Source organism: Pseudoalteromonas porphyrae, assembly GCF_001298125.1.
GTDB lineage: Bacteria > Pseudomonadota > Gammaproteobacteria > Enterobacterales > Alteromonadaceae > Pseudoalteromonas > Pseudoalteromonas neustonica.
Genome location: NZ_LHPH01000003.1, coordinates 179,294 through 195,051, shown reverse-complemented (window position 1 = coordinate 195,051; position 15,758 = coordinate 179,294). Strand labels below are relative to the sequence as shown.

General features: G+C 38.0%; 9 protein-coding genes. 8 read left to right on the top strand and 1 reads right to left on the bottom strand.

Annotated elements, in window-relative coordinates; all coding sequences use genetic code 11:
- Positions 1-30 precede the first annotated feature (30 nt).
- From ADS77_RS04030 to ADS77_RS04000, 7 genes are all read left to right on the top strand, one after another.
- A complete protein-coding gene (locus ADS77_RS04030) occupies positions 31-4,872 on the top strand; it encodes an NAD-glutamate dehydrogenase (protein WP_054204731.1) in 4,842 nt (1,613 codons plus the stop codon).
- A 113-nt stretch (positions 4,873-4,985) separates the two neighbouring features.
- Entirely contained in the window at positions 4,986-5,996 is a 1,011-nt protein-coding gene (pyrD, locus tag ADS77_RS04025; protein WP_054204730.1) for a quinone-dependent dihydroorotate dehydrogenase, read from the top strand.
- Between the two features lie 120 nt (positions 5,997-6,116).
- Positions 6,117-6,647 carry a cell division protein ZapC domain-containing protein gene (locus ADS77_RS04020; RefSeq protein ID WP_054204729.1) on the top strand — a complete coding sequence of 177 codons (531 nt, stop codon included), beginning with the start codon at positions 6,117-6,119 and terminating at the stop codon, positions 6,645-6,647.
- A 90-nt stretch (positions 6,648-6,737) separates the two neighbouring features.
- Positions 6,738-8,855: a bifunctional 23S rRNA (guanine(2069)-N(7))-methyltransferase RlmK/23S rRNA (guanine(2445)-N(2))-methyltransferase RlmL gene (gene rlmKL, locus ADS77_RS04015; RefSeq protein WP_054204728.1), complete on the top strand. Its 2,118-nt coding sequence runs from the start codon at positions 6,738-6,740 to the stop codon at positions 8,853-8,855.
- Complete coding sequence (locus ADS77_RS04010; protein ID WP_054204727.1) at positions 8,848-9,084, top strand: glutaredoxin family protein; 237 nt, start codon at positions 8,848-8,850, stop codon at positions 9,082-9,084. Before rlmKL ends, ADS77_RS04010 begins: the two co-directional genes overlap by 8 nt.
- A 15-nt stretch (positions 9,085-9,099) precedes the next feature.
- A complete protein-coding gene (locus tag ADS77_RS04005) occupies positions 9,100-11,019 on the top strand; it encodes an ABC transporter ATP-binding protein (RefSeq protein WP_054453073.1) in 1,920 nt (639 codons plus the stop codon).
- Positions 11,020-11,030: 11 nt separating this feature from the next.
- A complete protein-coding gene (locus tag ADS77_RS04000; protein WP_054453072.1) occupies positions 11,031-12,776 on the top strand; it encodes a DUF3466 family protein in 1,746 nt (581 codons plus the stop codon).
- 170 nt (positions 12,777-12,946) lie between these two features.
- On the opposite strand, the gene ADS77_RS03995 is transcribed toward ADS77_RS04000, so the two are convergent.
- Positions 12,947-13,453 carry a DUF2062 domain-containing protein gene (locus ADS77_RS03995; RefSeq protein WP_054204724.1) on the bottom strand — a complete coding sequence of 169 codons (507 nt, stop codon included), beginning with the start codon at positions 13,451-13,453 and terminating at the stop codon, positions 12,947-12,949.
- A gap of 21 nt (positions 13,454-13,474) precedes the next feature.
- Here ADS77_RS03995 and ADS77_RS03990 point away from each other — a divergent pair, with 21 nt between their 5' ends.
- Entirely contained in the window at positions 13,475-15,703 is a 2,229-nt protein-coding gene (locus tag ADS77_RS03990) for a DNA internalization-related competence protein ComEC/Rec2 (protein ID WP_054453070.1), read from the top strand.
- Positions 15,704-15,758 lie beyond the last annotated feature (55 nt).

The following is a 15,758-nucleotide window of genomic DNA, read 5'->3' as shown; positions in this document are numbered from 1 at the left end:
TTTAGATGGTATAGATTTAAGGAACATGTAATGACACGAAATGAAGGGCAAGCCTCGGTTATCTTAGATAATGTCTGTAAGCTGATCCAGAAAAAAGTTCACGCTGATAATGTGTTACTCGTTGAGAAATTCGCCAAATCCTTGTACAGCAATATGTCTAAAGAAGATTTGGCACATCGCAATGATAGTGACTTATATGGCGCTGCACTTAGCCTATGGAACTCGCTGGAAAAAAATACCTCTGATGATGCGGTTATTCGCGTCTTCAATCCTGAAGTAGCAAAAGATGGCTGGCAGTCATCGCATACAATCGTCGAAATTATCGCTAAAGATATGCCATTTTTAGTTGATTCCGTACGTATGGCGATGACCCGCGAAAACATCGCATCTCACTTGTTACTACATAGCCCACTTAAAATTCAACGCGATAAAAACACTAAAATATCAGCTTTGTCTAATTTAAAAGCAGAGCAAGAATCTAGTTCAACAAAAACAGTGTTTTTTATTGAAATTGATCGCCAAACAGATTCGACAGTGATTGACTCGTTTAAAAAAGAGCTTGAGTCTGTATTAACGGATGTATCGACAGCGGTAGAAGATTGGCAGCCGATCCGTGAAAAACTAATTGCAGTCAGTAAAGATTTACCAAAACGTCACCATAATAAAAATGCAAATGAAGTAGCAGAGACAGTCGAGTTTTTAGACTGGTTGGTAAAAGATAACTTCACGTTAATGGGTTATCGTCAGTATGATTTATCTCCTGTTCAAGGTGATTATCAATTAAAAGGAATAATGGAAAGTAGTCTTGGTTTGATGAAAAATTCAACCGAAGAGCATTCACGTTTACTTTCAGAGTTACCAGAAGTTGCTCGCCAAGAAGCGCGTAGCACTAACTTACTTATTTTAACTAAAACGAACTCCGTGTCGCGTGTTCATCGTCCGGCTTATATTGATTATGTTGGTATTAAGCGTTTTGATGAGCAAGGAAATGTGATAGGTGAAGATCGTTTTATTGGTTTGTTCTCATCAAGCTTTTATAACAACAGTGCTACTGATGTTCCAGTCCTTAAAAGTAAAATAACGCGTATTATGGATATGTGTGATTTTGCAAAAGGTACGCATGCTTATAAAGCAGTTTTGAATATTCTTGAAACGTATCCACGCGATGAACTTGTTCAAGCCCGAGAAGGCGAGTTACTTGAAGTTGCAATGGGTGTTTTACAAGTGCAAGAACGTGATATGTGTCGCTTATTTGTTCGTAAAGATGCTTATGGTCGCTTTTTCTCTTGTATGGTTTATGTTCCTCGAGAGCGTTATAACACAGCGTTACGTCGCGAAACTCAAGGTATTTTAGGTAATGCATTTAATTCTGACGATAAAGTCGAATTTACTACTTTCTTCTCTGAGTCAACACTGGCGCGTACTCATTATACCGTACGTGTGACTGACAACAATATAGAATATAACGTGAAAGACATTGAAAATAATTTAATAGAAGCAGCTCGTACTTGGGAAGATAAATTACAATCAGCGCTATTAGAATCGGCTGGTGAAGCGCGTGGTAACGATTTAAATCGTAAATATGCTAATGCATTCGCGCGTTCATATAAAGATGAAGTATTACCAAGTGCTGCAGTTGTTGATATTGAGAAACTTGAATTATTGAACGATGATAATAAGCTGGAAATGCAGTTTTATCGTCCACAAGAAGAAGCAAATAGCAATATTGTACGTTTGAGCTTATTCCATAAAGATGAGCCAATCCATTTGTCAGATGTAATGCCAATGCTTGAAAATTTTGGCTTGCGCGTAATTGGTGAAACACCTTATTCAGTTAAAACCAGCGATGGTCGTATCAACTGGATCATGGACTTTTCAATGCTACTTGATAGCAAAGGGATTGCTGATTTCGATAAAATATCGGCACGTTTTCGCGCTGCATTAACAAGTGTTTGGAATAATCGTTTAGAAAATGATGGCTTTAACAGGCTTGTATTAATGGGTGGATTAACAGGGCGTGAAGCATCAATATTACGTGCGTATGCAAAATATATGCGTCAAGTCGGTGTTACTTTCTCACAAAGCTATATCGAAAGTACGCTTGCGAACTACCCACATATTGCTACGCAAATAGTTAATCTATTCGCTAAAAAGTTTTCTGTAAAAAGCCCTGCGAGTGTTAAAACACTTGATAAATTAATTGCTCAAGTATATTTAGAACTTGAAAACGTCGCTAATTTAGATGATGACCGTATTATTCGTTTATATGTTGATATGATCATTGCAACACTGCGTACTAACTACTTCCAAAAAGATGAGACTGGTCAATTTAAATCGTATGTATCGTTTAAAGTTAAACCAAGTTTGATCCCAGATATGCCATTACCATTACCGGCATTTGAAATATTCGTTTACTCACCTCGTGTTGAAGGTGTTCACTTACGTGGCGGTAAAGTTGCTCGTGGAGGATTACGTTGGTCTGACCGTCGCGAAGATTTCAGAACAGAAGTCCTTGGTTTAGTAAAAGCGCAACAAGTAAAGAATACAGTAATCGTCCCTGTAGGCTCTAAAGGTGGCTTTGTGTGTAAGCAATTGCCAGCTGAGCGTGATGCATTCTTTAAAGAAGGCCAAGAGTGTTACAAAATCTTTATTCGTGGTTTATTAGACATTACCGATAACATTGTTCAGGGTGAGATTGTCCCACCGCAAAATGTTGTTCGCCATGATGAAGATGATGCTTACTTAGTAGTTGCAGCCGATAAAGGTACTGCGACGTTCTCTGATATTGCTAATGGAATTGCAAACGAATATAACTTCTGGCTGGGCGATGCATTTGCTTCAGGTGGTTCAGTAGGTTATGACCATAAGAAGATGGGCATTACAGCAAAAGGTGCGTGGGAATCAGTTAAACGTCATTTCCGTGAAATGGATATTGACTGCCAGACAACTGATTTCACTGTAGTGGCAATAGGGGATATGGCGGGAGATGTATTCGGTAACGGTATGCTGTTATCTAAACATATTCGTTTACAAGTAGCATTTAACCACTTGCATATCTTTATTGATCCAACGCCGGATTCAGCAACATCATACCCTGAACGTGAGCGTTTATTTAATTTACCACGCTCTTCATGGGAAGATTACAATAAAGAATTAATCTCAGCTGGTGGTGGTGTTTTCTCTCGCGCAGCGAAATCAATCACACTAAGCCCAGAGATGAAAAAAATGTTGGGTACTAAAAAAGCCAGCATGACACCAAATGAATTGATCAAAGCAGTCTTGATGATGGAATTTGATCTACTGTGGAATGGTGGCATCGGTACTTACATTAAGAGCAGTAAAGAAAGTGATGCAGATGTAGGCGATCGTGCTAACGATGCATTGCGCATTAATGGTGCAATGCTTGGTGCGAAAGTACTTGGCGAAGGTGGTAACTTAGGTGCTACGCAGTTAGGCCGTATTGAATTCGGGGCTAAAGGCGGTCGCGTTAATACTGACTTTATCGATAATGTGGGTGGGGTTGCATGTTCAGATAATGAAGTGAACATTAAAATCCTTCTTAATGGGTTGGTAACGTCAGGTGATTTAACACGTAAACAACGTGATGAACTGCTGTACTCAATGACTGATGAAGTTTCTGAATTGGTGTTGAAAGATTGTTATCGTCAAACGCATACGCTGTCAATTACTCAATCTAAGGGTTCATCAACGCTTAAAGAAAAAATACGCTTTATTCATGCGCTTGAAAAAGATGGTAAGCTAAATCGTGCCATTGAATTTATTCCAAGTGATGAAGAATTGGCTGAACGTGCTGCCGCGGGTAAAGATTTGACTCGTCCAGAGTTATCTGTGTTGGTATCGTACGCAAAAATGGTTCTTAAAGAGTCATTAGTTACTGATGACATTACAGAGAATCCGTATTATCGTCAGTTATTGGTGAAGTCATTCCCATTACCATTACGTGAAAAATTTAACGGTGCGATGGATAATCACCCACTGCGTAAAGAAATTATTGCGACCAAACTAGCTAATAATATCGTAAATGATATGGGTCTTAATTTCATGGTCCGTATGCATGAAGAGACTGGAGCAACTGAATCTGAAATTGCGTTGTGCTATTCAATCGCAACGGAAGTTTTCCAGATGCGTGATACATGGTCATCGATAGTGGAACTTGATAACAAAGTACCGGCTGCTGTTCAAACGGAAATGCTATATCAATTACGCCGAACAGTTCGTCGCACAACACGTTGGTTCTTACGTCATCGCAATAAAGCCCAAACGATTGAGCAAGCAATTGAATTCTTCACACCAACATTTGCAGATTTAAGTACTAACTTAAATACCTACATGGTTGATAAAGAAGCTGAACGTTTAGCCAAATCAGCAGAAAAGCTGGTTGATAATGGTGTGCCAGTTGCACTTGCTGATCGTATTGTCGCGCTTTCAAGCTTATTCTCAATTATGGATTTAGCTGAAGTGGCAAATAACTCAGGGCGAAGCATTGATATGGTGTCTAACACGTACTTTAAGCTTGGTGCGCGTATGGGCTTACATTGGTTCCTTGATCAAATTACAAATCAACCAGTTGCAAATCATTGGCAAGCACTTGCTCGTGCATCATATCGAGAAGAGCTTGATTGGCAACAACGTACACTTGCTGAAGTTGTGTTAAATGGCTTTGAAGGTGACAATAAGGATGTTGATGGTCAAATAGATCAGTGGATGGACACGCAAGAGCAATTACTGCAACGTTGGAAGCAAATGCTTGCAGAATTTAAAACATCACAAAGTCACGACTTTGCTAAGTTTTCTGTTGCACTTCGCGAACTTATGTTACTTAGTCATAATTGCGATACATCAGGAAAATAAACAATTAGCTTAACTTATATTTTTCTTACGTGAAAATAATGAGTTAATAGTTAAATTTGTTATACAATACCTCAGCCTAGTCTGGGGTATTTTTTTATATAGAGGATTCTTTTATGTTTTACGATCTAGCTCGCCGTTTTATGTTCACCCGTGATGCGGAATGGGCCCATGAATTCGCACTTCATAATTTACGTCGCTTTAGCAATACCCCATTTAGTGCTGCATGGTCGCAATCGGTGACAGATCATCCTGTTGAGTTTCTAGGTTTACAATTTAAAAACCCTGTTGGGCTTGCTGCTGGGCTAGATAAAGATGCGCAGTGTATTGATGCATTTGCGCAAATGGGCTTTGGTTTTTTGGAAGTTGGTACGGTTACCCCACGCCCACAAGTCGGGAATGACAAACCACGTATTTTCCGTTTGCCACAATCTAATGCAATTATTAACCGCATGGGCTTTAACAATAAAGGTGTTGATAATCTCGTTGCTAATGTTAAAGCTGCAAAATACGACGGTATTTTAGGTATCAACATTGGTAAAAATAAAGACACACCAAATGAGCAGGGTAAAGATGACTACATACATTGCATGCGTAAGGTATTTGAGTATGCCTCATACATTACCGTTAATATATCGTCGCCAAATACGCCGGGACTTCGTGATTTACAGTATGGTGCAGCACTTGATGATTTATTGCAAAGCCTAAAGAATGAACAGCTCGATTTAATCGCAAAGCACGGTAAACAAGTTCCTATGTTGGTTAAAATTGCCCCTGACCTTGATGAGGTTCAAATTAGGCAAGTAAGTGAGTCTTTACTGAATAATAAAATAGATGGTGTAATAGCGACGAACACTACATTAGAGCGAGCTTCTGTCCATGGACAGCAATATGCTGATGAAGCGGGTGGATTATCAGGCCAACCAGTGCGGGCACGTTCAACTCATGTCGTGAAGGAACTAAAGCGACTAACAGGTGGAGCGTTACCAATTATAGGTGTTGGTGGTATTGATGATGCGCCAAGCGCGAAAGAAAAGTTAGAGGCGGGTGCCGATTTATTACAGGTTTACACTGGATTTATTTATAAAGGTCCGCAATTAGTTAAAACGATCCTTAACGACTTATAAGGATCCGTTATCTAAGCTTTTGATCGTTCATTAAATGTTCTAAGCAAACATAGTGTAAATGATCAAAAGCCGCTATACTTCATTATTCGTGTAATTAATTCCTGGGAGCTAAAGGAGAGCATGTTACAAGCATCAAAGCAATGGCAGTGGGTTGCTTGTCAAGTACGGAACCGTTTATTGGTTGATTTAGACCAAGATATGCAGCTGTGCACGCCTTTTAAACTCCGTCAATTGACTGATTCTGTACTTACTCAACCTAATTTTAGTTTAGAAGATGCCGCATTTTATCAGCAAGTATATCAATATCTTGATGGTTTTAATATTTGGCAACCAGCAAAGCTATGTCAAATTGCACTCAATGCAACCGCAGCAAAATTTTATTTAAAGCCAATGCTTGCAAAAAGTTGGTTTTTTGAAACTTACACCGGAGCAGAACCGAGTGTTGAAGCTGTTATAAAGCTACAGTCGGCAGCTCAAAGTGGTGAGTTTTTGATCGTTGATCATTGTAAAGAAGCATCTTTATGCATTAGTTTGTCAGAGTGTTTTAAATTAGATGAAAATCTAAGCCTTAACCAATTTGAAGCTATTCGAGTGCTCAATAACCGTGTTTTTCCAATTTATAACCACGCCCAAAATAGTAAAACTGCCTAAGCATATTTTTTGCAGTTCCTCCCATTATCACGTGTTTGTCAGTCAACCTATGGTATAATCCTGCGCAATTAGCTATTAAGGGTTATTACTTTGCAATTTATCGCGCTTACTTCGATCGGAATCGAAAATTTATTGGTTGATGAACTTACTGAAATTGGTGCAACTGTCACCAAGCAAACAGTGGGTTCTGTGCGTTTTGACGCCGACACTACATTAGCACAAAAAGTTTGTTTAATGAGCCGCTTTGCAACGCGTGTTCTGATGTTGATCGAAGAGAAAGAAGGCGTAGATGACAAAGAGAGTCTTTACAATTTTGCTCGTTCGCAACCTTGGCAAGAGTGGTTCGGCCCTACACAAACATTTGCTGTTGATTTCAATGGAACAAATGATTCATTGAAAAATACCCAGTTCTCAGGGCTTGTGATTAAAGACGCTATTGTGGATTATTTTAATGACCTTTTCGAACAGCGCCCAAATGTAGATAAACAAAATGCCAATGTGCGTGTTGTTGCACGGCTATCGCGCCAAGGCGTGGCGATGTATATTGATTATTCAGGTCCTCGTTTATCTGAGCGTGGTTATCGTGAAGGCCAAGGCAAGGCACCGATAAAAGAACATTTAGCAGCCGCACTGATTAAACGCAGTGGTTGGCTTGAAAATGTTCAACAGCCGTTATTTGATCCATGTTGTGGTGCTGGTACTATTCTAATTGAAGCTGCAGGTATGGCACGCAATGAGGCTCCGGGTTTATTCCGAGAAGGTTTTGCTTTTGAGCGCTTACCAAGCTTTCGTGTTGCTAAATACAGAGAATTAAAAGAACAACTTACCTCGCAAATTACCGATCCTAAACTATGGCTTATTGGTCATGATAATGATTCTAACGTACTTAGCAAAGCGGTGGATAATGCCCGTAGAGCTGATTTAGGCGATGTGATCAAGTTTAAACAAAGCGATGCGACCAAGTTGACCTCAGTGGCAAAATTGCCGGGTGTGGTCATTTCAAATTTACCGTATGGTGAACGTATCGGCTCTATGGCTGAGTTAGTTAGTTTACATAGTGGTTTAGGGACTGGATTTAAAAAACACTTTAATCATTGGAAACTTGCGTTATTAGGTATGGATGAGAGTTTATTTAAACTACTCAAGTTAGTAAAACTCAAACGCTATAAATTTAAAAATGGCCCGCTTGATGTGGTACTTAACTTATATCAACTTGACGATAAGCAAGTAAGCTTAACAACGGAAGATAAACCAGCATTGAACTTTGAAGGTTCAATGTCGTTTGCTAACCGCGTTAAAAAGAATAAGCAAGGTTTAAAAAATTGGCTTAAACAAAATGATATACACGCATATCGCGTGTACGACGCTGATATCCCTGAATACAATGTTGCCGTTGATATTTATGGTGATTCAGCAGTCATATTTGAATACGCTGCACCGAAAGAAATTGACGATGTGACGGCACATAAGCGTCTTCAAGACGTTATTTCATTGACCGCACAGCAGCTTAATATTGCACCAGGAAACATTGCCGTAAAAGTCCGTAAAAAGCAAAAAGGCGAAGAACAATACACGCCAATGGCAAAGCAAAATCGTACTCAAGTTATCGAAGAATTTGGTGCTAAGTTTAAAGTTAATTTATTTGATTACTTAGATACGGGGCTGTTTTTAGATCATCGTTTAGCACGACGTTATATTCAAGAAAATTCAAAAGATAAGCGCTTCTTGAATTTATTTGCTTATACAGGTACAGCTTCTGTACATGCGGCATTAGGTGGAGCTAAAGCAATTACGACTGTGGATTTATCGAAAACCTATTTAAAATGGGGCCAAGATAACTTTGATTTAAATAATATCAGTAATACGCGATACCGCTTTGAGCAAGCTGATTGCTTGAAATGGTTAGAGCATGCAACCAGTCAATATGATTTGATATTTTTAGATCCCCCTACATTTTCCAATTCAAAACGTATGAAAGATGCCTTTGATGTACAAAATGATCATATTAAATTACTGACATGGGTTAAAAAAATCCTCAGTCCATCAGGGACGTTGATTTTCTCGAACAATATGCGTGGCTTTACAATGGATGAAGTCGGTTTAATTGGCTTAGGATTAAAAGCGGTTAATATTTCTGAGAAAACGATTTCACCTGACTTTAAACGCAATAAAAGAATACATAATAGCTGGTTGATTACCCATGGCTAAATGGATTTTATATCATACAGATGGCTGCCATTTATGTGAGCAAGCACATGCTTTGCTTACGCCGTTGCTAGATGATGATTCATTACAGCTAATTGATATTATGAGCGATGAAACGCTAATTTCAAAATATCAGACCAGCATACCGGTTTTAGAAAGCGAACGAGGCCAACAATTTTTTTGGCCTTTTACTGCGCAAGATGTGCGTCAGTTTTTTACGCAAACAGAATAAGAGTAAACAGATAGTATGGATTTAATTAGAATTTCTAAAGCTCAACTCGCATATGGCACGCATCCACTTTTAGATAATGCAGACGCTGTCATTGAAACTGGCGAACGAGTGTGTGTTGTTGGCCGTAATGGTGCTGGTAAATCAACGCTTTTAAAAGTGCTTGATGGCCAAGTGATTTTAGATGATGGTGAAATAAATCAGTTAGGTAGTATCAAAATATCTCGTTTAGAGCAAGATCCACCAAAAGGAGCCAGTGGCTCGGTGTTTGATTATGTTGCTCAAGGGATGCCTGAAATTGCCAATTTATTAATTGATTTTCACCATGTTAGTACTGAGTTACAAACTGACTGTACAGACAAGTTGCTAAATAAACTTGAGCGTTTATCAAATCAATTGGAAGCCGCAGATGGTTGGCGCTTTGATAGCCGTATTCAATTAGTGCTTACACAGTTAGAGCTTTCTCCTGATGCAAAACTTGAATCACTTTCAGGTGGTTGGTTACGCAAAGTCGCCCTTGCACGTGCACTTGTAAGTGAGCCTGATTTATTATTACTCGATGAGCCTACCAACCATTTAGATATGGAAAGTGTCATGTGGCTCGAGCAATTTTTAAAAGAGTTTAAAGGCGGAATTGTCTTTATTTCTCATGACCGTGCTTTTATTCGCGCAGTTGCAACACGTATTTTAGATTTAGACCGTGGTAAATTAATTTCTTACCCAGGTGATTACGCGACCTATTTAGAACAAAAGGCGCACGATTTAAAAGTTGAAGAAACACAAAACGCATTATTTGATAAACGTTTAGCTGAAGAAGAAACGTGGATCCGTCAAGGCGTTAAAGCACGTCGAACACGTAATGAAGGACGCGTTCGAGAGTTAAAGCAATTACGTAATGAACGTAAGCAACGTGTTGATCAAGTTGGTAAAACTGATTTCAATATTGAAACGGCTGACAGATCAGGCAAATTGGTATTTGAAGCTAAGCACCTAAATCATGCGTTCAATAAAGACAAAGTAATTGCTAATGATTTCTCAACACTAGTAATGCGTGGTGACCGTATTGGACTTGTAGGGCCAAATGGTATTGGTAAGACTACCTTATTAAAACTGCTATTTGGTGATATAGAAGCGGACGGAGGTATTGTTAAACAAGGTGTTAATTTAGAGTTTGCCTATTTTGATCAATACCGTCAAAAGCTTGATGAAGAGGCGACAGTGCAAGATAACGTCGCCGAAGGTAAGCAAGAAGTGATGATGAATGGTCGTTCACGTCATGTACTTGGCTATTTACAAGATTTCTTATTCCCACCGGCACGTGCTCGTACTCCAGTTAAAGCGCTATCAGGTGGTGAGAAAAATCGCTTATTATTAGCCAAGTTATTTTTAAAACCTTCAAATATTTTAGTGCTCGATGAGCCAACCAATGACTTGGATATTGAAACACTTGAATTATTAGAAGATATTATTAATCAATATCAAGGTACTGTTTTAATTGTAAGTCATGACAGAGAGTTTATTGATAATACCTGTTCGAGTGTGTGGGCATTTGAGGGGAATGGCGTTATTACCGATATCGTTGGTGGTTATAGCGACTATGAAGCTTATGTTAATTATTTAGCTGATGAGCAGAAAAAAAATACGCAACCTGTTATTAAAAAGATAGAAGTAGCGCCTGTTACACCTGTGGTAAAAAATGATAACAAAAGTAATAAATTATCTTACAAATTAAAACTTGAATTGGAACAGTTACCTAGTAAGCTGGAAGAAATAGAAAAAGCGCTTGAAGCTCAGCAAATTGTTGTCAATGATGGTGATTTTTTTAAGCAAGACGCCAGTGAAACGACGAAACAATTGAACCATTTAGCACAACTTGAGTCTGACCTCGAAGCCGCTTTGGAGCGCTGGGAAGAACTTGAAGATTTAAAGAATCAGTAGTAAGGACTAAAATGAAATATAAATTACTCGCTGCCAGTATTTTAGCGACGATTAGCACATCGGCACTCAGTGCAACGTATAAACTAACGGAATTAGAGTCGTATGATGGAGCTAAAAAAAATTATATCAGCGATGTCAGCAATAGCGGTCATATCATAGGGCTTGCAGAAAATTTGTATAATTTCCCAATTGATGTTAGCTATATAAATTTTGAACTTGATTTAATCAAGACGGCATATAGCAATCTTAAGACTAATTATGAAAAAATTAACAAAGAAATAACGTTTACGCTTGATGAAATAAAAAATGAAAATGCAGCTGCGCTTAACCCTGACGCCCATGCTTTTATGCTTTCATTTCTTGCATCACAAGCTAATAACCCTGATTATCAAAAAATAGGTCGCTTTGTTGGTATTAACTATCTAAATAGCAGTGCGCAAGAGCAAGTGTTATTTGACATTTCATCTGTTGATTACGATGGCCTAACTCGTTCTGTAAATAATCTTTATAACGCTGTTTCAGAAGATGGAGTATCTGTCGGTTGGGGTACGGCGCCTTATGACAAAACAACATTCACTGCCGACGGTGAAACAGAGGAAGAAACACAGTTCGTTCGTGACTTTATATCACGAGGTATCATTTTATCGCCTTCAGGCGCAGAAGTTCCGTTAATACCAGAGTTTTCAGAACATGGCGGTATTAGTACCGCTAACGATATTGTTAAAACTAATTCAGGCTATGTAGTTGTCGGGCAAGTTTCTACAGGGATACCTGCAGATCGTCAAAAAAATATTGACGATAGTTGTGATGGTAAAGATGAGCTTGTATCCGTATGCATAGAGCGTTTAAATATAACCCATCAGAGAAGTGGCGGGTTGTTTGATAAACGTGCTGTTATGTGGACTTTAGATGACAATCTTAATATCACAAAAACGCAAGAGCTAGGTTTAGGGTTTACACCAGAAGATGACGAAAGTGAGAGCTTTGCATATAGCAGTAATGCCATAGCAGTAAATGGAAAAGATATTGCTGTAGGTTATTCTAGTGTTCGTTATTATGATCGAGCGAGTACTATTATATCATTACCTGCGTATTATAAAGATGGTAAGGTAACTGAGATAGTCAACCAAGAAGATGGTTGGGTGGAGGGTCAAGCATCTGCTATTAGTGAAAATAATATTATTGTAGGCTACGCATCAAAACAAATTGATGGTGCACAACGTTACAAACTTTTCTATCATGATATAGCGAGCAACAGCACAGTGTTCCCTACGGACTACTTTAGTAGCTCAAGCTCATTCGCTAATAGTATAAATGATAACGGCTATATTGTAGGCGAAGGTGAAACGGATGTATATAATACATCAAATCGCCGTCGTGAAGGCTTTTTATATAAAATTGGTGATGATAAAATTACTAATTTGAATGACTTATTACCTTGCTATGAACTTGATGGTGAAACAAGGTATAAATACACTGTTTCTGAAGCACGAGTTATCAATAATGATAATGAAATTTTCGGTGTTGCAACAAAAACAGTTGAAAAAACTGATTCACTAGGTGGCGTTGTCAGAGATACTAACGGGGACATTGAATACGAAAGTGTACCTGTTCCCATTAAATTGACTCCAATTAATGGTGAAGTTGAAAGTTGTTCTGATCCTGCAACCGAGACTTACGAGCGCCAATCTGCAAGTTTCCCTTGGTATACATTATTATTGTTACCATTAGTGGGTTTACGCCGCGTATTTCGTTAAGAGAAATCTTATGTGATAAGTAATTATCACAGAGTGATTTAAACAAAAAAGCCCTCCTTTTTATAAGGAGGGCTTTTTTGTTCTATACTTCATTATTATTCAATTAACAGGATTTAAATGAACCAAAAATTGAATGTTAATAATAGTGTGTTAACTATTTACAGATGAGTTTATTTATGGCGATTCAACCAAGCTTTACGTACAGAGCGACGCCATAGTAAATCAACACCAAAATAGCCGAGTATTGCCGCCATACTGGCACAAATAATAGAACCAACTAAAAAGGCAGGACCTATGGTCGTCAAACTTTCAATAAACCACTGCCAAGTTGGTTCGAATGCAAAATGTTGCTCAGGATGCCCTAAAGCAATTGCTCCGACTAAATAAGAACAGTAGAAAATAGGCGGCATGGTTAGAGGATTTGTGATCCAGACTACGGCAACAGAAATCGGTAGGTTTACACGTAAAGGAATGGCTAACGCTGCAGCCAAAACCATTTGAAAAGGAACAGGGATGAATGCGAAAAATAAGCCAACTGCAAATGCACCTCGTGCAGAGCGTCGATTTAAATGCCACAAATTAGCATCATGCAATAAACGACCAAAAATTTTTAAAAATTTGTGATGTTTAACTGTATTGTGATCGGGTAAAAACCGTTGGATCGTTTTTTTAGCCATTTAAAGCAACCATTTACATCTGTGTGGTTAAGCATTGGGTTTGTTGTAGGTTGTTTAATAACCGTTTTTTATTATCAGACCCTTGTGTTTATTCTCTTCGCTTCATCTTTAACAATTGCGAGCTTGTATTTTAAGCCGTTTTTACCTGTATTGTTAGGTTTTATTTGCTCAATTTTATGTGTTTGGGTACATTTTTATAGCTTTTATTCAATTAACGCGGAACAGTTGCACGAAAATCAATCGCTACTAAGTACATTTAAAGTTGTAGAGGTAATTTCAAGACGTGATGCGTATTATTTAAAAGTTGAAATTGAATCAATTCACGAGAAAAACGTATCAAAAATTAAGCCCCCCCTGGCGTTAGTGAGTTTAAAGGTAGATGAATTGCTATCTATTGGAGATAGCATCACCACTAAGCTTAAATTGGTTCAATACCGTAGCCAGAAAAATTTTGATGTTTTTGATAAAGAGCAGCATGCTTTTAGCCAGCGTTTATTTTATAAAGCAAAGCAGATAGGCAGTGATATTCAAATTACGCGGCGGCCTAAGGCAACATTACGACAAAGCTACCGTGATTTTATTAAGCAAACTTACCAAGTGACTCAACTTAATTGGCTTTACTATGCACTATTGACTGGGGAAAGAAGTTTAATGTCGTTCGAGCAAAAAAATGAATTACAGCAGTTTGGATTGAGTCATTTACTTGCTATTTCAGGTTTACATATAGGTTTAATTTTCAGTATTGGCTTTTTTGTTAGCAAAATCTTCGTATCGTGTTTTATAAAGTTATTTAGTCAAAAACTTAATTTATCAGTGATCTATAGCTTTGGTGGGTTTAGTTTAGCATTTTGTTATGTTTATTTAAGTGATTTTTTAGTCTCAGCTACGCGTGCATTAATAATGCTAGGTTGTTATTTACTTGTTTATTATTGCTCTAAGCAAACATTAAAATGGCGGAGTATTTTGTTTGCGTTAGTGTGTGTGCTTGTAATTGATCCATTTAGCTTATTGAGTCCTGGGATATATTTTTCATTCGTAGCAGTGGCTATTATCTTCTTAATATTTACTGTAAGAACACGTTTTCCAGCTAACTTTTTTACAACAATTAAAATGCTAGTTATTATACAGTTAGCATTAACAATCGGCTTGTTACCGCTATCCTTGCATTACTTTGGTGGAGTAAGCTTTATTGGCTTAGCAGTAAATTTAATAGCTATACCACTGCTTAGTATCGTTATTATGCCTTGCTTGGTTTTTATTAGCTTGCTAAGTTTTTTTGTAGAAGTACGTGAGCTTATAGCGCTATTTGATTTTTTATTGTTTGAAATGTATCAACTACTTTTAGCTATCCCTGTAGATTACCGCTGGTATGACACGACAAAACCAAAACTCGCAATAGTATTAGGCTGCTACGTAAGCGCCACAATTATTTACCTATTCCCGCGGTATTTTATTATTGGGCTATTCCCTTTTTGTCTGGTGTTAGTTGATGAATTATTACAAGCTAGGGCTCGTTGGCAAGTAGATATATTCGATGTAGGGCATGGCACCATGGCACTAATAACGATACAGAATAAAGGTTTTATGTATGATCTAGGCCCTATATATTTTAATCAATTCAGTCGAATAGAAAGCACGTTAATTCCTTATCTAAAAAATAATGATATTGAGGTTGAGCATACAGTTATTAGTCATATGGATAAGGATCATGCCGGAGGACTAAATCACTGGTTAAAACACGGTTACGCGGATACGTTTAATTTATTACAACCAGAAGGAGTGGAGCAAATATGTCTTGCTGGTAGTTATGATTTTCATAGTTTAAAAATTAATGTCATTGAGAATAAAGGAAATTTTAGCTCAGATAATGATAACTCTTGCGTCATTCAAATTAGTGATGGCAATTTTAGTGTGTTATTACCTGGCGATATTTCAATAGCGCGTGAGAATGAACTGTTATCTGAAAATTTAGATCTAAAAAGTACTGTGTTATTAAGTCCGCATCACGGGAGCAATACCTCTTCAAGTGAAGAATTTATCGACGCGGTGTCGCCCGACGTTGTTATTCATTCCAGTGCATATAAGGGGCAGTGGCAACTTCCTCATTTTGAGGTTGTTGAGCGCTATAGTAACAAACAAATAAAGCAACATGTTACAGGTACGCAAGGTCAAGTACAGATCCTTTTTTATCAAAATAGTTACCGTGTTCGCGTCGCAAGGGATGAAAGTTATTGGTTTCTAAAAGATTGAGTTTAGTTTTATGTTGCTGGAGGCTACAATACCCATAGACTATGAATTAGAGAGT

Bases quoted from the DNA above. Each gene is read 5' to 3' on its own strand.
- ADS77_RS03995 (WP_054204724.1), bottom strand. From the start codon at position 13,453: ATGGCTAAAAAAACGATCCAACGGTTTTTACCCGATCACAATACAGTT.
- ADS77_RS04000 (WP_054453072.1), top strand. From the start codon at position 11,031: ATGAAATATAAATTACTCGCTGCCAGTATTTTAGCGACGATTAGCACA.
- ADS77_RS04005 (WP_054453073.1), top strand. From the start codon at position 9,100: ATGGATTTAATTAGAATTTCTAAAGCTCAACTCGCATATGGCACGCAT.
- ADS77_RS04020 (WP_054204729.1), top strand. From the start codon at position 6,117: ATGTTACAAGCATCAAAGCAATGGCAGTGGGTTGCTTGTCAAGTACGG.
- pyrD (WP_054204730.1), top strand. From the start codon at position 4,986: ATGTTTTACGATCTAGCTCGCCGTTTTATGTTCACCCGTGATGCGGAA.
- ADS77_RS04030 (WP_054204731.1), top strand. From the start codon at position 31: ATGACACGAAATGAAGGGCAAGCCTCGGTTATCTTAGATAATGTCTGT.
- ADS77_RS04010 (WP_054204727.1), top strand. From the start codon at position 8,848: ATGGCTAAATGGATTTTATATCATACAGATGGCTGCCATTTATGTGAG.